This window comes from Cypionkella sp. (assembly GCF_030652235.1).
In the GTDB taxonomy this organism is placed as follows: domain Bacteria; phylum Pseudomonadota; class Alphaproteobacteria; order Rhodobacterales; family Rhodobacteraceae; genus Cypionkella.
This window is the reverse complement of sequence record NZ_JAUSBA010000008.1, coordinates 21801-48552: the sequence shown is the minus strand read 5'-3', so window position 1 is coordinate 48552 and position 26752 is coordinate 21801. Positions and strand designations below refer to the sequence as shown.

The window sequence follows — 26752 nt, the reverse complement described above, 5'->3', positions numbered from 1 at the left end:
GGAAATATGTCAGATCATCCCGAAAACACAATTGCCCCACGCTTTGGGGTACTCTCCACCATGCGTTCGTTTTGTAACCTATGAGGTGACTGGGCCAATAAGCGTCTTAACGCGATTATTAACCGATTACTCGGAAACAATCCCCAGCAAATATCTACCATAGTCGTTCTTTCTGAAAATATCCGCCCGCGCCAGCAAGGCGTCCTTACCGATCCAGCCCGCGCGAAAGGCGATTTCATCCGGGCAACCCACCTGCAACCCTTGCCGCGCCTCTAAGGTGCGCACGAAATTCCCCGCATCCAGCAAGCTGCCATGTGTCCCAGTGTCCAGCCAAGCAAAGCCCCGGCCCATTTTCTCGACCGTCAGACTTCCCTCGGCGCGATAGATCTCCAACAGATCAGCAATCTCCAACTCGCCGCGCGGCGAGGGCTGCACCCGTGCCGCCAGTTCCGGCGCGCGGCCATCCAGATAATACAGACCCGTCACCGCATAATTAGACGGCGGCACTTCGGGCTTCTCGATGATCGCCTGCACATTGCCCGCTGCATCAAACCGCACCACACCATAACGCTCTGGGTCGGTCACGCGGTAACCAAATACCGTGCCGCCCACCGTCTTTGCTGCTGCCGAGGCCAAAATCTCGGGCAACCCATGCCCAAAGAAGATATTGTCGCCCAACACCAGCACGCTGGGTGCCCCTGCCAAAAAGTCTTTGGCGAGCAGATACGCCTGTGCCAGCCCGTCAGGGCTAGGCTGCACGATATAAGTTAGGGAAATCCCCCACTGGCTGCCATCGCCCAATAGCCGGATGAACTGGCTCTGATCGTCTGGCGTGGTGATGATGGCAATTTCACGCACCCCGCCCAGCATCAGCACCGACAAAGGATAATAGATCATCGGCTTGTCATAGATCGGCAACAACTGCTTGCTGACGCCCATGGTGATCGGCCACAGCCGGGTGCCAGAGCCGCCCGCCAGAATGATTCCTTTGCGCGTCATACTGCCAACTCCTGCAAAATATTGTCCAAACCATTCCGCCAATCTGGCCGCGCATGGCCAAACCCCGCCAAACCGCTGCAATCAAGCCGTGAATTCAGCGGGCGCTTGGCAGGGGTTGGATAAGCGCTTGATGGGATGCCCTGCACCACACAGGTCAAACCCGCCCGCGCCATAATCTCTCGCGCGAAATCCGCCCAAGAGCAATCCGGCGCGCCCGCAAAGTGCTCCACGCCACCGGGCTTGCCCGCAAGCAACCCAGCCGCCATCACATATAAAGCGTCGGCAATATCCGCAGCAGCCGTCGGCCCGCCGATCTGATCCGCCACCACGTTCAAGCTGTCGCGTGTAGCGCCCAGCCGCAGCATGGTCTTGACGAAATTCGCGCCATGCGCCGAGACCACCCAAGAGGTGCGCATGATCACATGCACCCCACCCGCAGCCTGCACAGCTTGCTCACCTGCCAGCTTGGTGCGGCCATAAGCGCCCAGCGGAGCCACCGGATGACCGACGCCAAACGGCTGATCCCCCGCGCCATCGAAGACATAATCCGTCGAGATATGCAAAAACGGCAAACCCCGCGCCGCCGCCGCCCGCGCCATAGCCCCGGGTGCATCGCCATTCACGATCAGCGCTGCAGCCTCTTCGGTTTCAGCCTTGTCCACCGCAGTCCAGGCCGCGGCGTTGATCACCACATCAGCATCGCTAGCCATAACTGCTGCCGCACAAGCCGCCGGATCAGACAAATCAGCCTGATCCCGGTCCAGAAACTCTGCCGTCACCCCGGCAGGCAACCGCCGCGCCAATTCCTGCGCCACTTGGCCGGTTTTCCCAAAAACAAGCGCTTTCAAGCCTTCACTCCCAACCGGACACCCACGCCAGCGCGGGCCTGCAATGGCTTCCACCATGCCTCGTTGTCCAGATACCATTGCACGGTTTTCTCCAAGCCCTGCTCGACGGTCACGCTTGGCCGCCAACCCAGTTCGTCCCTGATCCGCGATGGATCAATGGCGTAGCGCGCATCATGGCCGGGGCGGTCCGTCACGTAAGTGATCTGATCCGCATACGACCCCGCAGCCTTCGGCTGCTTCACGTCCAGAATCCCGCACAGAGTCCGCACCAGTTGCAGGTTGCTGCGCTCATTCTCGCCGCCAATGTTATAGCTGCGCCCCAGCTTGCCTTTTTCCACCACCACCAACAAAGCATCGGCGTGATCTTCGACATAAAGCCAGTCGCGCACGTTCGATCCGTCGCCATAAATCGGCAAAGGCTTGCCCGCCAAAGCGTTCAAAATCACCACTGGCACCAGCTTTTCCGGGAAATGGAACGGACCATAATTGTTCGAGCAATTCGTCAGCACCACCGGCAAACCGTAGGTTTCATGCCAAGCCCGCACCAGATGGTCGCTGGCCGCCTTGCTGGCGGAATAGGGGCTGCGCGGATCGTAAGAGGTGTCCTCGGTGAACTGGCCTTCCGCGCCCAACGATCCAAACACCTCATCCGTGCTGATATGATGAAAGCGGAAGCCCGCAGGTTTGCCAGCGCCAATCCAATAGGCCCGCGCCGCCTCCAGCATGTTATAGGTGCCGTTGATATTGGTCAGGATGAAATCCCCCGGCCCGTCAATACTGCGATCCACATGGCTTTCGGCGGCAAGATGCATCACCACATCCGGGCGATGCAGACTGAAAATCTCATCCAGCCGCGCGCGATCCCGGATATTCGCCTGCTCAAAGCTATACAGGTTCGACCCTGCCACGCTCGCCACATTCTCCAGACACGCAGCGTAGGTCAGCGCATCCAGATTGACCACCTCATGCCCGCGAGAAACCGCAAGCCGCACCACAGCCGAGCCGATAAAGCCCGCGCCACCCGTCACCAAAATCTTCATGCGGCTACCCATTCAAACGGCGATGCCACATCGTGTAACAAAGGCGCCACGGCATCTTTACCAGACAAGACCGGAGTCCCCGAAAGCCCCCAATCAATCCCGATCTCGGGATCATCACAGCGCACACCCCCGTCACAGTCGGGCGCATAAACATCGGTGCATTTATACTGCACCTCGGTGTTCACAGCGCGGGTGACAAACCCATGCAAAAACCCCTTTGGCACCAGCAACTGCCGCCCATTCGCTGCCGACAAATCCACGCCCACCCATTTCCCAAACGTCGGAGACCCGCGCCGGAAATCCACCGCCACATCGAAAATCATCCCAGAAGTGCAGCGCACCAGCTTGTCCTGCGCCCGTGGCGGAGCCTGATAATGCAACCCCCGCACCGTGCCGACCAGTGCCGACATCGAGTGATTGTCCTGCACAAAGCTCAGATCAAGCCCAGCCGCCGCCATCGCTTCCGCATTCCAAGTCTCAGAAAACCAGCCGCGATCATCGCCAAAGCGCTTCGGCGTCACAATCAGCACACCCGCCAGTGACGTTTCTTCAATCTGCATGTCTCAAACCCATTCATACATCTGCAGCTTTGGAATAGCGCAAGCCCGCAGCTTGTCATAGACCGGATTGTTCGTCTTCGAATGATTTGGGGCTCTGATGATGGGTTGGGTAGCCCCTCCTGACGGCACTTATGTGCCATAGTGATCCAGACAGGATCAGGAGGATTTGGCTATGAAGGAAGTTTCGATCATCGGCGTTGACCTGGCCAAGCAGGTCTTTCAGTTGCATGGTGCGACGTCGGAAGGTGAAGCGGTGTTCCGCAAGAAGCTGTCGCGCAAGCAGTTCTTGGCGTTCATGCAGACGCACCCGGGGTGCATCGTTGCAATGGAGGCCTGTGCGACCGCTCACCATTGGGCGCGCACATTGTCGGCCCTCGGACACGTTGTGCGCCTAATCGCCCCGAAGTTCGTCAAGCCGTATGTGAAGAGCCAGAAAAACGACATGGCGGATGCAGAGGCTATCGCAGAGGCAGGCAGTCGGCCGACTATGCGTTTCGTTGAAGTAAAGACGCCAGAGCAGCAAGGTCTAGGCATGATTTTCAGGTTGCGGGATCTGCTGGTCGGGCAACGGGCGCAGATGATCAATGCGTTGCGCGGACATCTCGCCGAGTTCGGACTGGTCGCCGCCAAGGGGCGGGAGAACGTCGATAAGCTACGGGCCGTTCTGGAACCGAGTCAAGAGTGGGTCGACGATCTTCCCCCTGCCGTTCGCTATATGGCGCAACTCTGCTTTGATCAGATCGGCGACCTGTCACGTCGGATTGCCGAGCTTGATGCACAGATCGCAGCGGCGAGCCGCCGATCGCGCTTTTCTGCTCGCGTGCAAAAGATGCCTGGGATCGGTCCCATTACCGCGATGGCACTGGAGGCTTTCTCTCCGCCGATGGAGACTTTCCGCCAAGGACGTGATTTTTCGGCATGGTTGGGCCTCGTTCCACGACAACATTCCAGCGGCGGCAAGCAGAGGCTTGGACGCACGAGCAAGTCCGGTCAGCGCGACATCCGGCGCCTGCTGATCATTGGCGCGATGGCGGTAATTTCCGGAACCAAGGTTCGGCCACCTGCGGAAAGCTCTTGGCTGGGGCGAATTTTGGCGCGCAAGCCACGCATGCTCGCGGCCATCGCACTGGCAAACAAGATGGCCCGAATGCTGTGGGCCATGATCACAAAGAATGAAGAGTTTCGAGGGGGACCGCTGATGGCGAACTGACTAGGTCAGCGGCACCGTCTCGAAAATGCGGGCGAAGCTGAAGCAAGTATGAAATCGATCGGACAGATCGGGGTTGGGGAAATCAGTGTTACATCGTGAGCTTTGAGCTCGGTCTGATGTTTTGACCACAGCCCGCGAATCCCATACCGGCCATTGGGCAAGGTGTCCCAAGAAAAGGCCTGACACATGGACGCATTCGATCGTATCATGCAAGCCGAGGCGAAAGCCCGCTAAAACCGGGGCTACCCACACATGATGTAACCGCCCCCCGACGGCATCAATGTGCGAAGGTGGGTCTGCAGTGATCCACAAAGGAGGATGGTCATGTCGGAGATTATCACGGTCGGGCTCGACCTGGCGAAGAATGTTTTTCAGGTCTATGGGGCAGACGCGTCGGGGCGGACGGAGTTGCGCAAGAAGCTGAGGCGGGATCAGGTGCTGGCCTTTTTCAGCCAGTTGCAGCCCTGCGTCGTTGCGATGGAAGCCTGTGGCGGCGCGCATTTCTGGGGCCGCGAGATTGGCAAACTTGGTCATGACGTGCGGCTGATCCCGCCCGCCTACGTGAAGCCCTTCGTCAAGCGCCAGAAGAATGATGCGGCGGATGCCGAGGCGATTTGCGAGGCTGCTGTCACTGTACCCTAATTAATCAGATTCTGCGGCTTCGGAGCATTTTGGGGCGTTTTTATACCCTTAATTACAATACATCCACAGGCAACACGCTTCAGTGCTCGATGCCGCTTGAGCGCTTCCAGATTGCATCGGCCCGCGCCAGAAGCGCTTGACGATCTGCCTCGGATCCAAGTTCGGAGATGGCCTGACGAGCTGCCTGCAGAGCGCTCTCGGATGCACTTGGGCGGCTCGTTCCATTTGTTTTCTGCCCGGTCGGATGCTCTGTTTCCCATCGCCCCGGAAGCCGCTGGTCGAGGTAATGCGTCAATGCTCGTATCCGTTCAAACACCCGACCATGCTGCGGAAAGGCACGGCGCAACCCCCGAACCGCACGTTCGTTTCCTCTCAGGATGATGGCGGCACCCAACAAGGGACGGGTCATGCCGACGTCGACCGCGGTGAGCGCTATCAATCTTTCGCGCTCATTTGCGGAGATAACGGAAGCTGAGCGGCAGACGTCCAGCATCGATACGACATGCAGGGTCAGATCCATCCGGCGCAGCCGCCTGAGATCGTTGTTCGCCACAGCCGTTTCTAGGACCTGCGCGCCACGTGCAGCGCGCGCAAGTAGCCGGTCTGATACAGCCCCGGCCGGATATTTCGCCGCGAGGGACTGACCACAGGTCTCGCAGGTCAGCGACCACGCGAAGCGCCAATGACGAAGAGCGAGACCGGGCGTTTGCTCCGCGCACCCCGGACAATGCTGGAAGTCATGCCGCGACAGGTATCGCACGGCATGATGCACCGTATCCGGAAGGGTCATGGCGGCAATCTCATGCTGGGTCCGTTGAACTGCCGAGCAGAGGCGGGCCCAGTCCACCTGTCCGAGATTGTTGATACGCTCCAGCACCCTGCCCTGCCCCAATCCGAGATAGCCGCAAAGTTCTTCAGCGGAGCAGTGATTGGCCCTCGCCAATCGCCCGATCCAGCTGGACAGAAGCTCATCGCGTGCAGGTGGCGGTCGAAACGGTAGCGGTCCGGGGGGGGTCACCCGAATGCAGCGGCGGGCTGGCGAGGGATGTTCCACGCGTGCTTCGTCCAAACCGGTTGCCAAGCCTGAACCGCTTCGTCCGTGATCCGCTCTTCTCCGGTCTCGATCGCATCGATAGCCAGGGACTTGATCATGATGAACACGCGCGAGGTGACGCCGCCAGTCACTTTCAGGATCGTCCGAAGCGACGCCACCGTAAGGCCTGAGCGTTGCTCAAGCGCCATTGCCGCGATCAGTGTCTGGATGAGGCGGGAGAACTCCACGTCGTCTTCCCAGAGCGGCAAGTAGTGTTCATCCAGACGTCGGGCCAATTGGTCGTCTCCTCGAACGGCCTCAAGGGCCTCGTTCACGCCAAAAACGACAAGTGATGCGCACAGATCATTGGCGAGGAACCGGAGCATGTTCAGGAAGCGGCGTTGCTCCCGGTAGCTGCCAGCAAGCAGATTGTGCACCTCGTCGATCATCAACATCCTAAGGTCCATATCCCGAAGATGACTGAGCGCGCGCACCTCGAGCTCGGACACGGTATGCCGGCCCCACATCGGCGCCCCGATCGTCGCCAGGATGTGCTGATAGAACCGGCGCTCGTCCGGCGCAGGCGGGGCCTGAACCAAAAGGATGGGTGTCTTCGTGGCGCCCAGTTCGGCGTTGTACTGTGTTGGATATTTGCTCGCGATACGCTTGGCGATCATAGTCTTGCCGATACCAGAGCTTCCATAGACCATCAGCCCCGGCATCCGGCTTTGCTGCGGCATTTCCATCAAGGATGTCAATCGGTTGAGAACGATCGTGGCACGGTCAAACGCGATCCAATGATCGCCGCGGATACGGTCAGTTCTTTCTTCTGGGGTCATTAAACTCATCAATCTCATAGGTTGGGAGATCAGGGTTGCCTGTATCAATCGCGAACATTTCGCGCGACGGATCGCGGCGCGGTTGGTGCCGGGGAAGCCGAGCACCTCTTTCGTTTTCCAACCGGGCAGTCCGCGTCTTTTGGCGCGCCGCCTCAGCCAGCCGCCGCTGCGCGTCAATCAATTGGAATAGGACCCGCTCGTTGATCCGGCCACCATGTTTATCCTGCCACTCTTTCCGCACCCGCCGACTTTCCCAAAGCGATATCCGCGGGTGGCTGAGATCCCGGTAGCGCGCCGAGATCACGCGGCCATCATCGGTGATGACCCAGATCTGCGACAAGTCTCGCGGATCGTATTTCACCTGTAGCTTGCCCTGCCTGCGTCCCACCAACGACGCAAAGACATCGCTCCAGTAGTGCACCCCGAAGAGCGTGACCCCGGTGCGCCCGAGCTGGCGCCACTCGAAGGGCAAGAAGCTCGTCCGAAAGGCTTCGACGTCGACGACCTGCCGCCCCGCAGTATCCCCGCCCAAGTCAGCCCAGGCAGCCAGCGGCGTTCGGCCGAGGGCTTCGTGAACCGTATTGTGGTAGCGGCAGATTTCCAGATGAAGCCAATCCTCGAACTCGGCCAGGGTCAAGGCCGCATGCTTCTCACTGTCATAGTCGCCCTTCTCGACGATTGAGGACTGCGTAGTCCCGGGCAGCACATGAACGGCCCCCATAGTCGTTCCGATCAGCCGTTCGACATGGCCGCCGTAGTGTTTGCCGCCAAGCGGACGATACTCGACAGCAACGCCCCAATCTTCACAGGCCATTCTGAAGGCGTCGCTGTGGAACTCCTGCGCATTGTCGACGTGGATCGCCTTCGGGATGCCGGCCGTCGGCCAAACCACCTCTTCCAGTGTTTCTGGGAGGTGCACCGATTTCCGACGCACGCAGTGATCGAGACATAGTGCGATCGACAAGACAGATGGCTCATCGAAAGTGACATAGACCCCGAGAACGATTCGGGTCGCGACATCGATGGCTACCGTCAGATAGGGGCGCGCAAGCGGCCGTCGATTGACGTGATCTACCAACGTGATGTCCGAAGTTGTATGATCGATCTGAACGACTTCCAGCGGGGCCGAAACTTCAAGGCGGCCAGGACGCGCGGCAAAGACCTTGTCAGCTTCCTCTGTCCCGTGCCTTTTACGGAGAACCTTTCGCTGATCCATCGCGTCGAGCCGGGCTTTCACCGTCTTCCGGGTCGGCGGCTGGAACCCCTTCGCCTCGCATTCCGCGCGGATCTCCCGCCAGATTCGTAAAAAGCTCGACCGTTCGCGGACCAGATAATACCTGCGCAGGCTTTCATCGATGAGGTCTTCGACCCCTTGCGCGATCCGTTTCGACCCCGGTTTCGGCCCGCGGGGACCCAATTCCAGCGCCGCAGCGCGCGCATCGTTCTCTCTCAGACGCCGGTAGAGCGACCATGTGTGGCTTTTTGCCAAGCCCAGTTCCCAAGCGGCATCTCCGATAGCCGCGCTGATTGGCTCGCCCTTCTTCTCAAGTTCCAGGATCGGACGAAGAACCGCTGCACGATGTTTCGCAGAAAGCTCGTTGACCACGTAAATCCCTCGCCTCAATAGGTCGACACTTATCCACAGTTCCGACCTTACGGCAATAAAAGGTACAGTATTGTAATTAACGATACAATATGAAAATTAAGAATACAGGTCACTGTTGATATTGTTACAAAATTTCAGACCAGATTCTGATTAATTAGGATACGGTGACAGCATCCTTCCTCTCCTCTGCCAAGACTGGCAGCGAGTAGAGCGCGGTACGGCCAGAAATGCACCCCAGGTAGTTGAACGGTCCCAAACAGACCCATTGATTTTGTTGAACTCGTCATCTCGCCTTTAAAGGGTCATCCTCAATTTGTGTGGTGCAGAGGAAGCATTCGGGCCTGAGCAAGTTCGGGCCGGCTCGCCCATACATCGCGCGCTTCAAGGTCTTCAATCGGTTGATCTGGCCTTCGGCTTGACCATTGCTCCACTCCATTTCGATCGCATTCCTGACCGCATCAATGTCTCTGTTTAAGGTGCGGGCGAACCGCACAATGGGCGCTAGGTCCGTTTCGATCGCATCGTCGATCCAGGCGGGCAGCGGGTCTGATTTTCGACCACGCAAGATGCCATTGAAACGCATGGCGAGGCGCCGCATTGTTGTGAAGGCAGGCGAGCCTTCCTTGAGAGCTGCGACTCTTCTTGCCTGATCGGAGGTGAGTTTTCCTCTTGGTTTGATGCAGAGCGCCGCCGCGATGACCGGGGATATCGCGTGCCCCGTTTCCGGGTCGCGGATCGGTTCAAGGAATTGCTGCTCCCCGATGGGACCCCCCTGTTCCTGTTTTTCGGCTCTGCGCCATCCGGCCAAGAGCCTCTGCAAATTTGACAGGCTGCCCTCGTATCCGCGTTCTTGGATCAGGGAGAACAGTGCATTTCCGCTGCGAATGCCGTTTGCCCAGCTTTGCTTCAGGTACTCTTCAAAATACCATGCGGACGAGCGTTTTAGGACGGCGCGCCTTCGGTCCGGAGGCGTCTCGAACTGCAGCCATTTCGCGACACTACGACGGGGAAACCCCGTTCGCCGCCCAATCTCGCTGCACGTCAGCCCTTGCTGCCGAAGTGCCAGAATTGTCTCGTATATCTCCTCGCGCGACTTGCGGTGCGCAAGACGTGATTTCAGAAGGTTACTGGCCGTGCTGATGTTGTCTATGTCGGAGAGCAACGCCCTGCCAGTTGTCCGCCATCAGCGCCCATGGAACAGTTTGGCGTGATTGCGTAGCGGAGGGTTTGTGGCTCATCTTTATCCCAGTTGGAGTTGAAGATGATGAAGAAACCCGTGACGATGAAAGCACCTGCCGAGCAGGTTGTGAAGGATATCCGCCGCGCGACGCGCAAACTGCATTCTTCGGAGGAGAAGATCCGGATCGTGTTGTCGGGCCTTCGTGGCGAGGACAGCATTGCCGAACTGTGCCGCAAGGAGGGCATTGCCCAAAGCCTCTACTACAGCTGGTCCAAGGAGTTCCTCGAGGCTGGCAAGAAGCGTTTGGCCGGTGATACAGCCCGCCAGGCTAACACCGGCGAAGTCAAAGACCTGCGCGCTGAGGCATTGGCGCTGAAGGAACTGGTGGCCGACCTCAGCCTCGAGAACCGTCTGCTCAAAAAAAACATGAGCGGGGCTGGGGGAGACCAAGAATGAGGTATCCTGCAGCTGAGAAGCTCGAAATCATCCGGCTGGTGGAGCAATCGCATCTGCCAGTGCGGCGCACCTTGACCAAGATCGGCATTCCGCCAACAACGTTTTATCGCTGGTATGACCGCTTTGTCGAACAGGGCCCCGAGGGGTTGGAAGATCGTCCCTCCTCTCCTTCCCGGGTCTGGAACCGCATCCCCGAAGCAGTGCGGGGTCAGATCGTGACCCTGGCGCTGGAAAAGCCGGAGCTGTCGCCGCGCGAATTGGCGGTGACATTCACGGACACAGAAAAGTATTTTGTGTCAGAGGCTTCAGTCTATCGCCTGCTCAAATCCCATGACCTCATCACCAGCCCGGCTTACATCGTCATCAAGGCTGCGGATGAGTTCAAGGATAAGACCACTGCGCCAAACCAGATGTGGCAAACCGACTTCACCTACCTCAAGGTCATCGGCTGGGGCTGGTTTTACCTGTCTACGATCCTTGATGACTTCTCGCGCTACGTCATCGGCTGGAAGCTCTGCGGCAACATGCGGGCCGAGGATGTCACCGACACTCTCGACATCGCCCTGGCAGCGTCAGGCTGCGACAGCGCCAAGGTTCTGCACAAACCCCGCCTGCTTAGCGACAATGGCTCATCCTATATCGCTGGCGATCTGGCGGAATACCTCGAAGACAAAGGCATCAAGCACGTTCGCGGCGCGCCAATGCACCCCCAGACCCAAGGCAAGATCGAACGCTGGCACCAGACCCTGAAGAACCGCATCTTGCTGGAAAACTACTTCCTCGAGGGCGAACTCGAAGCAGCCATCGCCGTCTTCATCGATCACTACAACAACAACCGCTATCACGAAAGCATCAGCAACCTGACCCCGGCCGACGTCTACTTTGGTCGCGGCGAAACCATCCTGGCCGAAAGGAGACGCATTAAACAGCAGACCATCCAAAACCGCCGCTTGAACCATCAGCGTCAAGCAGCATAGCCTGAACCCGATGAGCCCGAACCTCTTGCTCCAAGATTAGGCCGCTTGTTCCAAATCATTCGACGACGGACACTGCCAGTTGCGCGACCGTGCAGGTTCATTTGCTCCTCGATTGCCATGCGAAGGTTCTGCACGATATGAAACCGGTCGGCGACCTGTTCCGCCTGCGGCGCGCCTTGTCTAGCGGCTTGGGCGTAGAGACCGCAGCGATCTCGGCTTATGACTTCCACCTCAGGATGACGCCTTAGCCAGTCGGTGCACGTGACAACATCACGATCTTCGAGAACATCGATGACGACGCGACGCTCGAGGTCGATGATGATCGTCCCGTAGTTCTGCGACTTTCGCCAACTCCAATCATCGATCCCGATGATCCGCGCGCGTGGTTGAACAACTTGAGCTGCGCGTAGCAGTTGTCGGAGGATAGGATCGTCACTGACCCGGATACCCAGTCGCCGCAAGAGCCGTTCAGCTGGGGTGCCGCCAGCGGCGTGCGCCATATGGCCCAGAAGCTGCGCCTGTCGAGACGTCCGACGCGCATAAGGGGGCGCCACTTCCGCCTTGCAATCGGAGAAAGTGCGGCGGTAGCAATCCGAGTTCAAACATCGCCATCGGCAAACCCTGAGCTCGATCCAAACCGCTTGGCCCTGAGCGGGAAAGTCCTCGATCCGCCGGCGCCTCCAACCATGTCGTTGTCTTGAGAGCGCCCCGCACTCAGGGCAAATGCCATTCGGAGCCAGCCTGCCAGACACGACCCACGCATCCGTCTCAGTCTGGCGGACTTCACCCACCAGCACGCTGCTGGTGGGAGCCCAATGCTTCTTCGATGCCACGACATGATCCCTTCAATCTGAGAAGCTCGGTCAGACCGTGACACACAAATTGAGGATGACCCTGTTTACTGACGGTTGATGCAGACGACCTTTGCTTGCGTCATCTCCTCGTAAGCAAAGCGCACGCCTTCGCGGCCAAGACTGCCATACTTGAACCCGCCAAAAGGCATGGCGTCAAAGCGGTAGTCCGAGGAATCGTTCACCATCACCCCGCCAGCCTCGATGCGGCTGGAGGCTTCCAGCGCAAGGTCAAGCCGCGAGGTGAAGATCCCGGCATGCAGGCTGAAATCGACCGCATTGGCCAAATCAATGGCCTGGCCGAAACTGTCGAACGGTTCCAGCGTCACCACCGGGGCAAAGGCCTCTTCACACCAGAGCGCGGCGTCATGCGGGACGGCTTCCAAGACCGTGGGGTGGTACACCGCGCCTGCGCGCAGATGGCCGGCCAACAGCCGCGCCCCCGCCTTCAGCGCCCGGGTGACAAGCATTTCGGCACGCTCGGCCGCCGCTTCGGTGATCATCGGGCCGACATCGGTCGCCTCGTCCAGCGGGTTGCCGGTGCGCAAGGAGCAGGTGCGCGCGACAAAGGCCGCGCGGAAGGCGTCATAGACCGGACGCTCGATCAGGATCCGCTGGGTGCCGATGCAGTTCTGCCCAGCCGCCCAGAATGCCCCCGAGACGCAGGCCTCGCCCGCCTGGTCCAGCGCCGCGTCGGCCATGACGATGACGGGCGCATTGCCGCCAAGGTCCATGGCAAGCTTCTTCAGCCCCGCCAGGCGCGAGATCGCTTCGCCGGTTCCGAAGCCGCCGGTGAACGAGATCATGCGGATCGGTCGCGCCGCAACCAGCGCCTTGCCAAGGTCGGGACCACCGACGACCGGCGTCACGACCTCGGTTGGCAGCCCGGCTTCGATCAGCACCTCCACAAGGGCCAGGGCGGACAGCGGTGCAAGTTCCGAAGGTTTCAGAATCACGGCATTCCCCCCGGCGATGGCCGGGCCAAGCTTGTGCGCCACCAGATTGAGCGGATCGTTGAACGGGGTGATGGCCAGGATGATCCCCAAGGGTTCGCGCGTGAACCAGCCGATCCGGTTTTCCGAACCGGCATAGGCGTCGAAGGGAATGACTTCGCCTGCACCACGCTTTGCCTCTTCGGCTGACAGCTTCAGCGTGTTGATGCAGCGCGTGACCTCTTTTCGGGCCTGACGAATGGTCTTGCCAGCCTCCGCGGTGATCTGCTGCGCAAAGCGTTCCGCCCGCGCCCCGACAAGCGCCGCCGCCGTTTCAAGGATCTGCGCGCGACAATGGCGCGGCATCGCACGGGCAACAGTCTGCCCCTGGGCAGCCCGGGCCAAGATCTGCGGCAGGTCTTGCGGAGGCGTCACGGGCACCTGTCCCGTGACCGACCCGTCGAAGGGGTTCATCACCGGAAAGGTGGCGGCTTCGGCCTGCTGTGTGCTTTTCAATGCGATCATCGGTTCTGTCCTTGGCAAGTCAAAGCGGTCCAGCGGCGGCGGGACCGGCGATCTGGCGAAACTGCGCCCTTTGGTGATGCAGCGCGTCGGGGGTGCGCGGTCAGGCCACGGCCTTTGCGCGAGTCAACTGGTCCATAACCTCGCGCACGGCGGCTTCGGCGATGTCCACAATGGCGTCCACCTCCTCGCGGGTCGTGACCAAGGGCGGGGCGAAACCCAGAATGTCGCCATGCGGCATGGCGCGGGCAATCAGGCCGCGCGACCGGGCGGCAGCCGACACTTTGGCGCCAACTTTCAAGGCCGGGTCAAACCGCTCCTTCTTGTCGCGGTTTGCCACGAATTCAAGCGCCGCCATCAATCCGACGCCGCGCACTTCGCCAACGATGGGCATCTGCGCAAAAACTTGGAGCAAACGCTCTTGAAAATAGGCGCCGGTCGTGCGGGCATTTCCCGGCAGATCCTCGCGCTCGACGATATCCAGCACCGCGTTTGCACATGCGACCCCGATTGGGTGGCCGGAATAGGTATAGCCATGGCTGAAGGCTCCAACACGGTCCGCCCCGTCTTCGATCACCTTAGAGACCTTTTCACCGATAATGGCCGCCGAAAGCGGCACATAGGCCGAGGTCAGGCCCTTGGCGACGGTGATCAGGTCAGGCTCTATGTCGTATTTGTCGCAGCCGAACAGCGCGCCGGTGCGGCCAAAACCTGTAATCACCTCGTCAGCAATCAACAGCACGTCATACTTGCGCAGCACAGCCTGAATGGCGGCCCAATAGCCTGTGGGCGGCGGGGTGATGCCGCCTGTGCCCAGAACCGGTTCGGCGATGAAGGCGCCAACGGTGTCCGGTCCTTCGCGCAGGATCATGGCCTCAAGCTCGGTTGCGCGGCGGGCCGAGAACTGCTCTTCGCTCTCGCCCGGTTCCGAACCCCAATAGTGATGCGGCGCGCCGGTGTGGCGGATCAGGCCCATCGGCAGGTCCATGTGGTCGTGATAAAAGCTCATCCCGGTCATTGATCCGGAAACCACCGAACAGCCGTGATAGCCACGATCGCGCGAGATGATCTTTTTCTTGGCCGGCATGCCGCGCAGGTTGTTGTAATACCATACAAGTTTTGCCTGCGTTTCGTTGGCGTCAGAACCGGACATGCCATAGAAAACCTTGCTCATCTTGCCCGGTGCCATGCGCACAAGGCGGTCGGACAGGATGGCAAGTTGATCCGTCGTATGCGCGGCGTAGGAATGGTAATAGGCTAGCTGATGCGCCTGTTTCGAAATGGCGTCGGCCACTTCGTCGCGGCCATAGCCGACGTTGACGCAATAAAGCCCGGCAAAACCGTCGATATAGCTGTTGCCCTTGGCATCCTGAATGCGAATGCCCTTGCCGCCGGTGATGATGGTAGGATCGCCCGCCTTGCCGCTGGCATAGTCTTTCGCCTGCGTGAAGGGGTGCAGCACGCTGGCGCGGTCCATCTCGGCGATCTGGGAAAGGCTGTGATCCATCTGCTGCTCCTGTGGCATGGGTTGGTAGAAAGAATACCGCCAGCCGCCTGCGGTTTGCGGCATAGTTCTGGCATTCTACGCAGGAATCCTGCAAAGTGCGTGAAAATGGCACAGGAAAGCTGCACGTGACCCTCGATGCGATCGATCTGCGGATTCTCCGCGCCTTGCAGGAAAACAACCGCCATTCCGGCGAGACGCTGGGCGAGATGGTCGGCCTGTCGCCGACCGCCTGTCAGCGCCGGATGAAGCGGCTGCGCGCCGACAAGGTGATCGAGGCGGATCTTGCCATCGTCTCGCCCAAGGCGGTGGGGCGCGAGTTGACGACGTTGGTGCATGTCACGCTGGAGCGCGAGCGGGCCGATATCATCGACCGCTTCAAGGCGGCAATCCGCGCCACGCCGGAAATCATGACGGGCTATTACGTCACCGGCGACGCCGATTTCGTGCTAGTAGTGACCGCGCATGACATGGAGGATTTCGAGCAATTCACCCGGCGGTTCTTCTATGGCAACCCCGATATCCGGGGCTTCAAGACCATGGTCGTGATTGACCGGGTGAAGGCGGGCTTTGCCTTGCCGATCGGTTAAGCCTGCAAGACCGTCCCGGCCTTCGGAAAGCGGGCACGGACATGGGTGGCGATGGCAGTATCCTGCACCCCGGTGCCGGTCAGGTCGCAGATCGTCACGTCCTGCGTCCGCTGGCGCCCGGGTTTTTGCCCGATGATAACCTCGCCCAGTTCTGCCGGACGGCCCTTTGTCCAGATCCCTGCGGCAAGGGCCGCCTCCAACTCGCCCGAGACTTCGCATTGGCTGACCCGGTCGCAGATATAGGCATCAGCGGCGATCAGTGCCTTTGGGTCGATCTCGGATTTGCCACTTTGGTCTGACCCCATGGCAGTGATGTGGAGCCCTGGGTGCAACCATTCGGCCCGGATCAAGGCTTGGCGGGACGGCGTCGTGGTCACCACAAGCTGACTGCTGCGCACAAGCGTTTCGGCGCTTTCCACGGCCTGTGCCTCAATCCCCATTAGGCCGGCGAGTTCTTCGGCGCAGGCCCGCGCCTTGTCCATATCCCGGCCATGGACCAAAAGACACTTGAACGGCCGCACCAGATGGGCGGCCCGCATTTGCAACCGTGCCTGCACCCCTGTGCCTATCACGCCTGCTGTCTCGACGGTTTCGGGGGCCAGATGCCGGGCTGCCACCGCGCCTGCAGCGGCGGTGCGGATATCGGTCAGATAACCGTTGTCCAGAAACAACGATTGCACCAGTCCGGTTTTGGCCGAGAACAAGATCATCAACCCGTTCAGACTGGGCAGGCCAAGCTGGGGATTGTTGAAAAAGCCGGGGCTGACCTTGATTGCAAAGCCATCAAAGCCGGGAATATAGGCGGTTTTGACATCCACTTCGCCATGGGCGGCGGGCAGGCCCATCGACAGGATCGGCGGCATGACCACACCGCCCGTTGCCAGTGCGGCAAAGGCGGCCTCGATCACGTCCACCGTGGTCAGGTCCAACGAGACTAGGCGGCGCAGGTTTGCTTCGGTGACGATCTGGATGTCATGCGCCATGCTGTCTGCCTTTCAGGAAAATGTCGCCAATGTTCAGGTCACGCCCCGCAACGATATCGGCAAAGGTCGCCATGTCGGTATTGCGGCCGGTCAGAATGGTTGCGCTGGGTCCGGTTAATGCGACCGCCCCGGTCAACACTGCGGCCAAGCCGACGACCGCTCCACCTTCGGCCACCATCCGGTCGTGAGTGAACAGCGCCTGCATTGCGTCGCGGATGGCCGCCTCAGAGACCAACACGACCTCGTCCAGCAGGTCGCGGCAGATGGCAAAGGTATGCCGGTTTTCCAGCCCTATCCCGCCGCCCAGACTGTCAGCGAGTGATGGGTATTCGGTCACCGCCACCGGATGCCCCGCCGCCAGTGAAGCCTGCATCGCCGCGCCGCGGTCCATGGAAACCCCAATAATGCGCAGATCGGGTTTAATCGTCTTGGCGGCCAGTGCCACCCCGGCGGCAAGTCCGCCACCCGACAGTGGCACCAGCAGGGTCGTCAGATCAGGACGGGCCGCCATGATTTCCAGCCCGACAGTGCCTTGCCCGGCGATCACTCGCGCATCGTCAAAGGGGGGAATTTCCACAAGTCCCTCGGCCACAACAAGGCGCAGGCTTTCTTCGGCCGCGTCATCTTGTGAGCGGCCAATGATCCGCACCTCGGCACCAAGGGCGCGAATTCCGACAACCTTTGCCTCGGGGACCAGGGCCGACATGCAGACCACCGCCCGCATCCCGCGCTGGCGCGCTGCATAGGCAATGGCGCGGCCATGGTTGCCAGTGGAGCAGCAGACCACACCCGGTGCGTCGGGCGGCAAGGCTGCAAGCGCATTCAACGCACCGCGCAGCTTGAAGGCGCCCATCGGTTGCGTGGTTTCCAGCTTGAGCAGCATTTCCTGCCCAAGACCGGGGATTTGTGATGGGACCAACGGCGTGCCATCGGCCTGTCCGCGGATAGCTGCGGCCGCTGCCAGCACATCGGCAAGCGTCAGTCGGTCAGTCGGCATCCTTCACCGCCCGCAGGAATTGCTGCGTCCGCTCTTTCTGCGGATTGGTAAAGAACTGCTCCGGCGCGGCCTGTTCTTCGATCTTGCCTTTGTAGAAAAAGCAGATGCGATCCGAAATGTCGCGGGCAAAGCCCATCTGATGCGTCACCATCAGCATGGTCAGGTCATGTTCTGCCACCAGCTTGCGGATGACTTCGGTCACCTCGCCGATCACTTCGGGGTCAAGCGCCGAGGTCACCTCGTCAAACAGCATGATGCGGGGCCGCATGGCCAGCGCGCGGGCAATCGCCACGCGCTGCTGCTGGCCACCTGACAGGCGCGAGGGGTGCTGATCCTTCTTTTCGATCATGCCGACCATCGCCAGCAATTCTTCGGCGCGCGCCCGCGCTTCTGCCTTGGATAGGCCCAGCACCTGCACCGGCCCCTCCATGCAGTTTTGCAGCGCTGTCATGTGCGGGAAAAGGTTGAAATGCTGAAAACACATGCCGATCGAGGCCCGCATGCGGCGCAGATGCGCCTCGTCAGCCGGGACAAGACGGCCACCGCGCGCCATGTGGGTCAAGGGTTTGCCATCAATATAGATGACGCCGCCGTTGATGGTTTCCAAGGTCATGAGCATGCGCAAGACGGTGGTCTTGCCCGACCCTGAGGGGCCGATGACCGACACCATCTCGCCGCGCTGGATGTCAAGGTTGAGGTTGTCCAGCACAACCAGCGAGCCATAGCTTTTGGTGACGTTCATGAAACGCACCATCGGGCAGTCGCCCTTGGGCAGTTCCAGCGGATAGGCAGAAAGATCCATGGTTCAAAGTCCCAGTTTGCGGCGCAGCCGACGTTCACCCAAGCGCACAAGCCCAGCCGTGGGCAAGGACAGCGCAAGGAAGATCACGCCAACCAGCGTGTAGGGTTCAAGAAAGCGGTAGGTTTCCGAGCCAATGGAATTGGCCGCCTGCATCAGTTCGGTCACGCCAATAACCGACAGCATCGGCGTGTCCTTGAAGATGCCGACCAGATAGTTGCCCATCCCCGGAATGGCGTGCGGCAGGGCTTGCGGCAGAACGATGCGCACATAGCTGTCACGGGTGGTCATGTTCAGGGCACGGCAGGCCTCCCATTGGCCACGCGGCACAGCCTCGATCCCGGCACGATAGACCTCGGCCAGATAGGCCGAATAGTGCAGACCGATGGCCGTCATGCCGGCAACCCAAGGCGACAACGTGATGCCGACCTGCGGGCCGACATAGAAGATGAAGAATATTTGCACGACCAAGGGTGTCGAGCGGATGAACTCCAGCACCTCGCGCAAGACTGCACGCGGCAGGTGCCATGGGCTGCGAAGGGCCAGCGCAAAAACCAGACCCAGCACCATGGCGATGGCATAGCCTGCGCCCGCCGCCATCAGGGTGTTAAGGGTTGCCCGCAAAAGGCGCGGCAGGATTTCAAGGGCAAAATCCCATTTCCAATCAAAGGTCATGCCCGCCCCAGCCTCCGCGCCATGACCCGTTCCAGCCTGCGCATCGCGGGGGTGATCAGAAACCGGGCCAAAATGTAATAGATCAGCAGTGCCGCGCCGAAGGCCTCGGCCGAACGGAAGGTCGCGCCGTTGATCTGTTTGGCGACGAACATCAGGTCGGGCACCGAAATAAGGGCCACCAAAGCGGTGCCTTTGAGAAGTTCGATCATCAGGTTGCCCCAAGGTGGCAACATCAAGACCAAAGCCTGCGGCAGGATGATCCGCCGCATCCGCTTGGCCGGAGACATGGAGAGCGCATAGCTGGCCTCCCACTGTCCCTTGGGCACGGCCTGAATGGCGCCGCGCACGATTTCGGCGCCATAGGCACCCACATTCAAGCCGACCGACAGGAAACCGGCCTCGAACTTGGGCAGGCTTACGCCGAACAAAGGCAAGACAAAAAAGATCCAATACAGTTGAACCAGAAGCGAAGTGCCGCGAAAGATTTCAATATAGACAGTGGCAAGGCCGCGGACCGGCCAAAAGGCTGACAGACGACCAAGACCCGCAGCAAGGGCTGCGGCACAGGCGACAAGCGCGGCAAGGACGAATTGGGCGCTGGTGACCAGCGCGCCATCAAACAGCCTTGGGCCATAGGTTTGCAGAAAATCCCACATTGCCGGTCTGCCCCTTGGATTGGCGGAAGAACGAGGGCCGGCCATGCCAGCCCCCGAAGGTGCGGCTTAGCGGTTGGCGCAGACCCATTCGGTGGTCTTGTCGCCGGGCAGCATGGCTTCCGAGTAACCGTATTCAGCGACCGCCGCCATCATCTCGGCCGAGCCGAGATAGTCTTTCTGCGCCGCGTTAAAGCGGTCAAGGAAGTCCTGATCTTCCTTGCGGAAACCCACGCCGGCCCAGTTGAAGGAGTCCTCCGGCATGGCCGAGGGATCGGCGATCTCAACCGCGCCGCCCGAGCTGTCTGCCAGCTGTTTCATTGTCGGATAGGTGCCGGTCCCGGCATCGGCCCGGCCCGCCGTGACCGCAGCAAGGATCTCGGTCGGGCCGGGGACGATCATGATCTGAGCCTCGGTCACACCCGCCGCCTTGGCCGCCTCGATATTGGAGTAGCCCGCCCCGGTCGCCAGCGTGGCACCATTATCCTTGACGTTGGTGTAGGTCTGGATGCCCTTGGGGTTACCCGGCAGAACGATGAAACCATCGCCGATCCTGGCCATCGGCTCTGAAAAGGCGATGTTCTCGCAGCGCGCCTTGAGAATGTTCATCCCGCCGGTGATGATATCGAACTGGCCCGCCGTCAGCCCGGGGATAAGCCCGCCCCATTCGGTTTCGACGGCCTCGATCTTGGAATAGCCCATCTTGGCCAAGACACCCATGACCTCGGCGTTCACAAAACCCTTAGGGCTGCCATCCTCGCCCGGATAGGCGAAGGGGATTTCGTTGGCAAAACCAATGCGGATGGTTTCGCCCGCTGCGATTCGGTCTTCGATCGGCCCTGCCAGAGCAGAAAAGGCCGATGCGCCAAGCAAAAGACTGGCAATCGTTGTCGTCGCCAAGGTGGACGTCTTCATATCTGAACCTCCTGTTTGGCGGTGGGTTGTTCATCTGTTTCTCCGCCTGTTGTATACAACACATGATCTAATCGGGTCATGTCAAGCTATTTTGCCCAAATTTTTCCCTTCTATCGATTGGTTCTTGCAAAATCTTGCGATGCTGATTTATTGATTGTGCACAACATGCAACCCAGGGAGAAATCATGACCCCGCGAAATGCCCCTTTCAGCCAAGCTGAATATGACCGCCGAATCGCGCGAACCCGTGCCGCCATGGCGAAAGCGGGTCTTGAGGCGATCTTTGTTACGGACCCATCGAATCAGGCTTGGCTCACGGGCTATGACGGGTGGTCCTTTTACGTTCACCAGGGCGTCATCCTGACGATGGAGGGAGAGCCGCGCTGGTGGGGCCGCCATATGGACAGCCTTGGGGCGCTGCGCACCTGCTGGATCGCGCCAGACTCAATCCACGGTTATGCCGACAGCTATGTGCAATCGACCGTTCGGCATCCGATGCAGGACCTTGCCCGCATTCTGCGCGAGATTGGGCTGGAACAGGCCCGCGTCGGCGTCGAGATGGAGAACTACTATTACTCGGCCAAGGCGCATGCGGTGCTGGGTGCGGAACTGCCCAAGGCAACGCTGGTCGATGCCACAGCGCTGGTGAACTGGCAGCGTCTGGTCAAGTCAGATGAGGAGATCGTCTTTATCCGCAAGGCCGCAGCCATTTCGGAAAAGATCGTGCGAACGGCTATCGAACTGTCGCGCCCCGGCCTGCGCAAGAATGAGTTGGTGGCAGAGATCACTCGTGCCGGGCTGATCGGTGTGGGCGAGGATTGGGGCGACTATCCCGCCATCGTGCCGCTGACCCCTTCGGGCATGGACGCGACTGCCGCACACCTCACCTGGAACGGCGCGCCGATGAAGGCGGGCGAGGCGACGTTCTTTGAACTGTCGGGCTGCTATCGGCGCTATCACGCGCCGCTGTGCCGCACAGTCTATCTGGGCCAGCCCCCCGCCGAAATGCGCCGCGCCGAAGAGGCGCAGATCGAAGGGATCGAAGCCGGCCTTGCGGCGGCCCGCGCAGGCAACCAGACACGCGACATCGCCAATGCCTTTATGGATGTGCTGAAGAAATACGGCATCCATCGTGAGGGCCGCATGGGCTATCCGGTCGGCCTGTCATACCCGCCCGATTGGGGCGAACGCACCGCCTCGATCCGGACCGAGGATGAAACGGTGCTGGAGCCTGGCATGGTGTTCCATTTCATGCCCGCTTTGTGGATGGATAGCTGGGGTCTGGAGACCACCGAAACCATTCTGATCGGTGAAACTGGCCCGGCGCAGGCGCTGTGCGCGGTGGAACGCAAGCTGTTTGTCAAGGAGTAAGCCTTGGATCACATGACCCGCACCCGCGAGATACTGGGGCAGTTGATCGGCTTTCCCACCGTCTCGGCTGACAGCAACATGGCGCTGATCGAGCATCTGGCAGGCCTTTTGGCCGATGCCGGGGCGCGGGTTGAGGTGTTCCGCGATGAAACCGGCACCAAGGCCAATCTCTTTGCCACCATCGGGCCGGACATTGATGGCGGTATCCTGCTGTCGGGTCATTCCGATGTAGTGCCGGTGGCAGATCAGGACTGGACGACCGACCCTTGGGCGATGACTGAGCGCGAAGGTCGGCTTTATGGCCGCGGAACCTGTGACATGAAGGGCTTCATCGCAGCGGCCGTCGCCTTGGCGCCGCATTATGCCCAGAAGGCCACTGCGCGGCCGATCCATTTCGCCTTTACCTATGACGAAGAGATCGGCTGTCTGGGCGCGCGGGCGCTTGCGCCCTTGTTGCAGGCGCGCGGGGTAAGACCGCGCGTCGCCATCATTGGCGAGCCGACGCTGATGCGGGTGATCGAGGGGCACAAGGGCTGCTACGAATATTCGGTGCATTTCACCGGGCTTGAGGGTCACGGTTCGGCCCCCGAACGCGGGGTGAATGCGGTGGAATATGCGGTGCGCTATGTCGCCCGGCTGCTGGAGCTGCGCGAGGTTCTGAAGGCCCTCGCCCCCCCCGACAGCCGGTTCGAGCCGCCCTGGACCACGATCAACACCGGCGCGCTGGTCGGCGGTGTGGCCCATAACGTCATCGCCGGAAAGGCGCGGGTGGACTGGGAAATGCGCCCGGCCCAGCCCGGCGACGCCGATCTGGTCAAGGCCGACCTGCATGAATTCTGCACCCACCACCTGCTGCCGGGGATGCGCGCGGTGGCCCCCATGGCCGATATCATCACCGAAGTGATCGGCGAGGTGGATGGGCTGATTCCGACCAGCGAGAACGAGGCGCGCGAGATCGCGCTGGCGCTGACCGGGGCCAACGGCGCGGGCCTGGTGCCCTTTGGCACCGAGGCGGGGATCTTTCAGGCCATGGGCATGCAGGCGGTGATCTGCGGCCCCGGCTCGATCGAACAGGCCCACAAACCCGACGAATTCATCGCACTGGAGCAACTGGCCGAGGGCATCCGCTTTCTGGAACGCCTGGGAGACCGGCTTCAGGTCGCCCCATGACTGCCTTCTGGCGGGCCGCCCCCTTTGTCTTTCTGATCCTGTGGTCGGGGGGTTATGGCTTTGCCAAGCTGGGCCTGCAACATGCCGAACCGATGACCCTTCTGGCCCTGCGCTATGGGTTGGCGGTGGTGGTGCTGGTCCCCCTTGCCCTGCTGCTGCGACCGCAATGGCCGGTGGGCGCACGGCATTGGGCAGCGGTGGCGGTGACGGGGTTTCTGATTCAGGGCGTCTATTTCGGCCTGGCCTATCTGGCGATGAAGCAGGGGATGAACGCCGGGACCACCGCCATCATCATGGCGCTGCAGCCCGCCCTTGTCGCCGCCGCATCGCCACTGATCGGCGGCAAGCGCGGGGGACTTCTTCTGTGGTCGGGGCTGGGGATCGGCTTTTGTGGCGTCCTGCTGGCGGTCTGGTCCGAGGGGTCGCTGGGTCCAAGCCCGATTGGCGCGGCGCTTCTGGCACTTGGGGCTCTGGCCGGGATCAGCGGGGCCACGCTGTTCGAAAAGGCCCTGGGCCGCAAGACCGACCCGGTGGCCGGAGGGCTGGTTCAATATGCCGTGGGCTTCACGCTGGTTGCCCCGGTGGCCGTGGCCACTGAAAGCCTGTCGATCGACTGGCAGCCGGGCCTGATCGTCGCGCTGGTCTGGCTGGTCCTGGGCAATTCGCTGATCTCGATTTCGCTTTACATCGCCATGATCGCGCGCGGCGATGCCACGCGGATTTCGGCGCTGATGTATCTCGTGCCGCCGCTTGCGATGGCCCTTGCATGGGCGCTGCTGGACGAACCCCTGCGTCCCCTGGCGCTTGCCGGATTGGCCTTGTCAGCCGTTGGGGTCTATATCGTGACACGCCAGACGAGATGAGGGTGCCGTGAACTTTCCAGCCGAAAGCCTGCCCACCGCCCGCGACCGCTTTGACAGGATGCACAAGGTCCTGCGCAATCGCATCTGTGTTCTGGACTATCCCCCCGGCACCCGGTTGTCAGAGGAGGATCTGGCAGCAGAGTTCGGGACCAGCCGCACACCCTTGCGTCGGGTTCTGGTCCGGCTGGAAGGCGAAGGCCTGTTGCAGTCGGTGCATGGTGTCGGGACCTTTGTCACCGATGTCGACATCGAGGCGCTGGAACAGACCTATCAGCTGCGAATGGAACTGGCCGAGCTTCTGGGGGTCCTTGGCCCGAACCCGCCCGACCCCGCCCTGTGGGACCGTTTGCAGCTGCTGTCGGCCGAGGTTCGCGCGTTGGCCAATGCGCCCGACGCCCGGCGCTTTGGGGAACTGAACATGGAGTTCTTCCACGAATTCCACGGCATCACCTCGAACCTTCCGCTGCGCGAGATCTGCGAGCGTCTGTTCCTGCAGACCGCCCGGATCTGGCTGAAATCCATGGCAGCCGCGCGCATTGACGTGGCTGCAGAAGTGCGGATCTTTGCAGACGAGATCGACGAAGTCCTGCGCGCCCTGGCGATTGGCGACGTCCGATCCGCCGCGCTGATCCATCGCACGCATATTTCAATGAGTTATACGAGGATGCGCATCGCGTCACGAAACCTCTAGTAGGTTGTATTCTGTAGAGTGCCATCCAATTTATTAAGTCAATCGATGCAATTATTTTTTGTGCTCGCAGAAGGATAACGCGTCTACTCTGGTTTTGTCGATTGGACGAAAAGTGACGCTAATGGCACGCAAGTGATTCTGCCTGTGAGGACGGCCCAATGATCCATAGGGGTGCGTTGGATCAGTACGAGCGGTAGTGAATGGGACCACGGCAATCGGCAACAGCGCGTCGATGCTGTCGCCATTTCATATGGTTTAGCCAGAGACGTCGCAGGGTCTGAGTTATGAGCGTTTGGCGCGTCTTGCTCATTTGGGACTTATCCCCCGCTGTCCCGTGGGACCGTTCAACTAGCTGGGGTCATGCGGCACGCTGAAAGAGCGGTAGCGGCACGAATGGTGAAATGATGGTCTGACTTGGTTGAACTGGCGGCCTGTAGGCGAGACGTTCCGCAAGATCGCCATTGGCAAGGGCGACGCGGACTTGAAGGAGCAGGTTTGCCCCGCGTACTGACCAGCGCATTTGCTGCTTCTTGACCATCCGCCTTGCGACAAGATTGTTGACGTTCGCTTCAGCGGCCGTGGAGGCGATCCGCCTCCCTTCGCGATATCTCGCACCATAGTTGGTGATGGAACCGCGGTTTTGCTCAATGTAGATGCGCAGGTTCAACAGACCGCCTCGTAGCGGGGCGATCGCGGAGCTGCCCTGTTCATCTGCCTTCAAGTCTTGAAACAGGCGACCGATCAGGTCAATTGCCCTGTCTGTTTGACCATTCCAAAGACGCCACCTCACCGCTGCTATGTCTTCCAAAAGCTCTTCCCGCTCGTTCGGCGGCAGCCGCCGCGCCAACCACCCGGCAGTCTGCTCGATTGGTCGCAGCTTCATGGCAATGTGAAACCAGTCGAGGATGTGCGTGGCTGGCTGCGGGAGAGCGGATTTCAAGCGCTTCAGACAGTCCTCACCGTCGGAGATCACGGTAACATCGCCCTTGCCTTCGTATCCGAGACGTTTGAGGGCAAGCAGCCCTTCTGCACGCATGCGTTTTCGCGAAGTGCCCGAAAACGCGAACAAGATTCCTCGGTCGGATCCGACCCCGCCCCTGCTTGCGTGGCAGATGACAGCTTCGAAACTTCGCGTTTCATGGCCGCGGACTTGCGGGATATGAGCAGTATCGATGCCAAGGACAAACTCCCGTTCTGGGTCACCAGGCAGCGGCAGCTCGCATTGACGACGTTCCTGCGTGTCGACTTTTTCAAAGAACATGCGCTGTTCTTCCTTTTCCTCCAGTCGCTTACCAACTGTCAAAGTGCGATGTCGCAGGGTCGTGTGCCGAGTTGGCATCTGCCCAGGCAGAAAATCGGCCAGAACTTCTGTCGCTGCTCGGTAAGGCATGAGTGCGCCAAGCTTAGCCGTGAGCGTCATCAGTTCTACAGTTGCACGGTCAGGGCAGAGCTCTGACACTGGAGTGATTGTGAAATCAACACCGGGCATGCAGCGGCGGCAGGGGTATAGCCGAGGGCTCTCCACGGTGACAGCGCCGTAAACTGTCTGGATCGTTCTGGCCGAATAGTCCTTGATCGGCCGCGTTCCGCCACACCCCTGGCAATGACGTCGGAACAAAACATAGAGGGCGCACTGCTGCTCGATGAAGTACCGTTGAAGTGATGCCAAGATGGTCTTGCCGTCGTCAACCGACAGGCCCAGGCTACCGGCGGCCAGATCGTCAAGGCTCTTCGCGATCTCAAACTCTAACCGGTGACCTTGCGTGATTTCGTCCGAACCCTCAATACTGATTTTCCAGCGCATCCTGCCTCTCCTCTGCCAAGAATGGCAGAGAGTAGAGCCCGCT

24 protein-coding genes and 2 pseudogenes are annotated in these 26752 nt (G+C 60.4%); 8 read left to right on the top strand and 18 right to left on the bottom strand.

Annotation, left to right across the window (positions count from 1 at the left end; all coding sequences use genetic code 11):
* Nucleotides 1–126: 126 nt before the first annotated feature.
* Genes rfbA through rfbC form a run of 4 tightly spaced genes read right to left on the bottom strand, consistent with a single transcriptional unit; the run spans nucleotide 127 to nucleotide 3447 of the window.
* Nucleotides 127–999, bottom strand: a complete 873-nt coding sequence (rfbA, locus tag Q7V03_RS01820) for a glucose-1-phosphate thymidylyltransferase RfbA (RefSeq protein ID WP_304923906.1) — start codon at nucleotides 997–999, stop codon at nucleotides 127–129.
* Nucleotides 996–1847 carry a dTDP-4-dehydrorhamnose reductase gene (rfbD, locus tag Q7V03_RS01815; RefSeq protein ID WP_304923905.1) on the bottom strand — a complete coding sequence of 284 codons (852 nt, stop codon included), beginning with the start codon at nucleotides 1845–1847 and terminating at the stop codon, nucleotides 996–998. The genes rfbA and rfbD overlap by 4 nt, the downstream gene beginning before the upstream one ends.
* Entirely contained in the window at nucleotides 1844–2887 is a 1044-nt protein-coding gene (rfbB, locus tag Q7V03_RS01810; RefSeq protein WP_304923904.1) for a dTDP-glucose 4,6-dehydratase, read from the bottom strand. The genes rfbD and rfbB overlap by 4 nt, the downstream gene beginning before the upstream one ends.
* Nucleotides 2884–3447, bottom strand: a complete 564-nt coding sequence (gene rfbC, locus Q7V03_RS01805) for a dTDP-4-dehydrorhamnose 3,5-epimerase (protein ID WP_304923903.1) — start codon at nucleotides 3445–3447, stop codon at nucleotides 2884–2886. The genes rfbB and rfbC overlap by 4 nt, the downstream gene beginning before the upstream one ends.
* A gap of 172 nt (nucleotides 3448–3619) precedes the next feature.
* Here rfbC and Q7V03_RS01800 point away from each other — a divergent pair, with 172 nt between their 5' ends.
* Together Q7V03_RS01800 and Q7V03_RS01795 are read left to right on the top strand one after the other, a co-directional pair.
* Nucleotides 3620–4657 (top strand): IS110 family transposase, encoded by a 1038-nt coding sequence (locus Q7V03_RS01800; protein WP_304923902.1) that lies wholly within the window; start codon nucleotides 3620–3622, stop codon nucleotides 4655–4657.
* Between the two features lie 324 nt (nucleotides 4658–4981).
* A pseudogene (locus Q7V03_RS01795) lies at nucleotides 4982–5287 on the top strand (IS110 family transposase); the annotation flags it as partial.
* Between the two features lie 91 nt (nucleotides 5288–5378).
* Here the strand turns inward: Q7V03_RS01795 and Q7V03_RS01790 are convergent.
* The 4 genes and pseudogenes from Q7V03_RS01790 to Q7V03_RS01775 form a co-directional block, all read right to left on the bottom strand.
* Entirely contained in the window at nucleotides 5379–6317 is a 939-nt protein-coding gene (locus tag Q7V03_RS01790) for a TniQ family protein (RefSeq protein WP_304923947.1), read from the bottom strand.
* On the bottom strand, nucleotides 6314–7171 hold the full coding sequence (locus Q7V03_RS01785; RefSeq protein WP_230383148.1) for a TniB family NTP-binding protein: 858 nt from the start codon (nucleotides 7169–7171) through the stop codon (nucleotides 6314–6316). Before Q7V03_RS01785 ends, Q7V03_RS01790 begins: the two co-directional genes overlap by 4 nt.
* Entirely contained in the window at nucleotides 7149–8777 is a 1629-nt protein-coding gene (locus Q7V03_RS01780; RefSeq protein WP_155045809.1) for a Mu transposase C-terminal domain-containing protein, read from the bottom strand. Before Q7V03_RS01780 ends, Q7V03_RS01785 begins: the two co-directional genes overlap by 23 nt.
* A gap of 308 nt (nucleotides 8778–9085) precedes the next feature.
* Nucleotides 9086–9957: pseudogene (locus tag Q7V03_RS01775) on the bottom strand (transposase); the annotation flags it as partial.
* Between the two features lie 81 nt (nucleotides 9958–10038).
* Between Q7V03_RS01775 and Q7V03_RS01770 the strand changes: the two are divergent.
* Nucleotides 10039–11390 (top strand): IS3 family transposase gene (locus Q7V03_RS01770; protein ID WP_304923901.1). Its coding sequence is split into 2 segments (ribosomal slippage): nucleotides 10039–10375 and nucleotides 10375–11390, totalling 1353 coding nucleotides; the frame shifts between segments, so codons are not numbered across the junction.
* Here Q7V03_RS01770 and Q7V03_RS01765 read toward each other — a convergent pair.
* The 3 genes from Q7V03_RS01765 to Q7V03_RS01755 all read right to left on the bottom strand — a co-directional run bounded on the left by Q7V03_RS01765 (nucleotide 11378) and on the right by Q7V03_RS01755 (nucleotide 15202).
* A complete protein-coding gene (locus Q7V03_RS01765) occupies nucleotides 11378–12142 on the bottom strand; it encodes an ISL3 family transposase (RefSeq protein WP_370651060.1) in 765 nt (254 codons plus the stop codon). The two genes, Q7V03_RS01770 and Q7V03_RS01765, sit on opposite strands and share 13 nt — an antisense overlap.
* Nucleotides 12143–12288: 146 nt before the next feature.
* Entirely contained in the window at nucleotides 12289–13698 is a 1410-nt protein-coding gene (locus tag Q7V03_RS01760) for an aldehyde dehydrogenase family protein (protein ID WP_304923900.1), read from the bottom strand.
* Between the two features lie 100 nt (nucleotides 13699–13798).
* A complete protein-coding gene (locus Q7V03_RS01755) occupies nucleotides 13799–15202 on the bottom strand; it encodes an aminotransferase (protein ID WP_304923899.1) in 1404 nt (467 codons plus the stop codon).
* Nucleotides 15203–15327: 125 nt separating this feature from the next.
* On the opposite strand from Q7V03_RS01755, the gene Q7V03_RS01750 reads away from it, so the two are divergent.
* Entirely contained in the window at nucleotides 15328–15789 is a 462-nt protein-coding gene (locus tag Q7V03_RS01750) for an Lrp/AsnC family transcriptional regulator (RefSeq protein ID WP_304923898.1), read from the top strand.
* Here Q7V03_RS01750 and Q7V03_RS01745 read toward each other — a convergent pair.
* From Q7V03_RS01745 to ehuB, 6 genes are all read right to left on the bottom strand, one after another.
* Nucleotides 15786–16772, bottom strand: a complete 987-nt coding sequence (locus Q7V03_RS01745) for a cyclodeaminase (protein WP_304923897.1) — start codon at nucleotides 16770–16772, stop codon at nucleotides 15786–15788. The two genes, Q7V03_RS01750 and Q7V03_RS01745, sit on opposite strands and share 4 nt — an antisense overlap.
* On the bottom strand, nucleotides 16762–17769 hold the full coding sequence (gene eutB / locus Q7V03_RS01740; protein ID WP_304923896.1) for a hydroxyectoine utilization dehydratase EutB: 1008 nt from the start codon (nucleotides 17767–17769) through the stop codon (nucleotides 16762–16764). The genes Q7V03_RS01745 and eutB overlap by 11 nt, the downstream gene beginning before the upstream one ends.
* The gene (gene ehuA / locus Q7V03_RS01735) at nucleotides 17759–18571 is read right to left on the bottom strand and encodes an ectoine/hydroxyectoine ABC transporter ATP-binding protein EhuA (protein ID WP_304923895.1); all 813 of its coding nucleotides are present in this window, start codon (nucleotides 18569–18571) and stop codon (nucleotides 17759–17761) included. The genes eutB and ehuA overlap by 11 nt, the downstream gene beginning before the upstream one ends.
* Nucleotides 18572–18574: 3 nt before the next feature.
* Nucleotides 18575–19243 (bottom strand): ectoine/hydroxyectoine ABC transporter permease subunit EhuD, encoded by a 669-nt coding sequence (ehuD, locus tag Q7V03_RS01730; protein ID WP_304923894.1) that lies wholly within the window; start codon nucleotides 19241–19243, stop codon nucleotides 18575–18577.
* Nucleotides 19240–19899 (bottom strand): ectoine/hydroxyectoine ABC transporter permease subunit EhuC, encoded by a 660-nt coding sequence (gene ehuC / locus Q7V03_RS01725; RefSeq protein WP_304923893.1) that lies wholly within the window; start codon nucleotides 19897–19899, stop codon nucleotides 19240–19242. Before ehuC ends, ehuD begins: the two co-directional genes overlap by 4 nt.
* A 66-nt stretch (nucleotides 19900–19965) precedes the next feature.
* Nucleotides 19966–20811 carry an ectoine/hydroxyectoine ABC transporter substrate-binding protein EhuB gene (gene ehuB / locus Q7V03_RS01720; protein WP_304923892.1) on the bottom strand — a complete coding sequence of 282 codons (846 nt, stop codon included), beginning with the start codon at nucleotides 20809–20811 and terminating at the stop codon, nucleotides 19966–19968.
* A gap of 185 nt (nucleotides 20812–20996) precedes the next feature.
* On the opposite strand from ehuB, the gene Q7V03_RS01715 reads away from it, so the two are divergent.
* The 4 genes from Q7V03_RS01715 to Q7V03_RS01700 are packed head-to-tail and all read left to right on the top strand — an operon-like array spanning nucleotide 20997 to nucleotide 24905.
* The gene (locus tag Q7V03_RS01715) at nucleotides 20997–22181 is read left to right on the top strand and encodes a M24 family metallopeptidase (RefSeq protein ID WP_304923891.1); all 1185 of its coding nucleotides are present in this window, start codon (nucleotides 20997–20999) and stop codon (nucleotides 22179–22181) included.
* Nucleotides 22182–22193: 12 nt separating this feature from the next.
* Entirely contained in the window at nucleotides 22194–23351 is a 1158-nt protein-coding gene (gene argE, locus Q7V03_RS01710) for an acetylornithine deacetylase (RefSeq protein WP_304923946.1), read from the top strand.
* Nucleotides 23348–24214: a DMT family transporter gene (locus Q7V03_RS01705; RefSeq protein WP_267635544.1), complete on the top strand. Its 867-nt coding sequence runs from the start codon at nucleotides 23348–23350 to the stop codon at nucleotides 24212–24214. Before argE ends, Q7V03_RS01705 begins: the two co-directional genes overlap by 4 nt.
* Nucleotides 24215–24221: 7 nt before the next feature.
* Complete coding sequence (locus Q7V03_RS01700) at nucleotides 24222–24905, top strand: GntR family transcriptional regulator (RefSeq protein ID WP_304923890.1); 684 nt, start codon at nucleotides 24222–24224, stop codon at nucleotides 24903–24905.
* Between the two features lie 358 nt (nucleotides 24906–25263).
* On the opposite strand, the gene Q7V03_RS01695 is transcribed toward Q7V03_RS01700, so the two are convergent.
* Nucleotides 25264–26709, bottom strand: coding sequence for an ISKra4 family transposase (locus Q7V03_RS01695; RefSeq protein WP_304923889.1), 1446 nt, complete (start codon nucleotides 26707–26709; stop codon nucleotides 25264–25266).
* Nucleotides 26710–26752 lie beyond the last annotated feature (43 nt).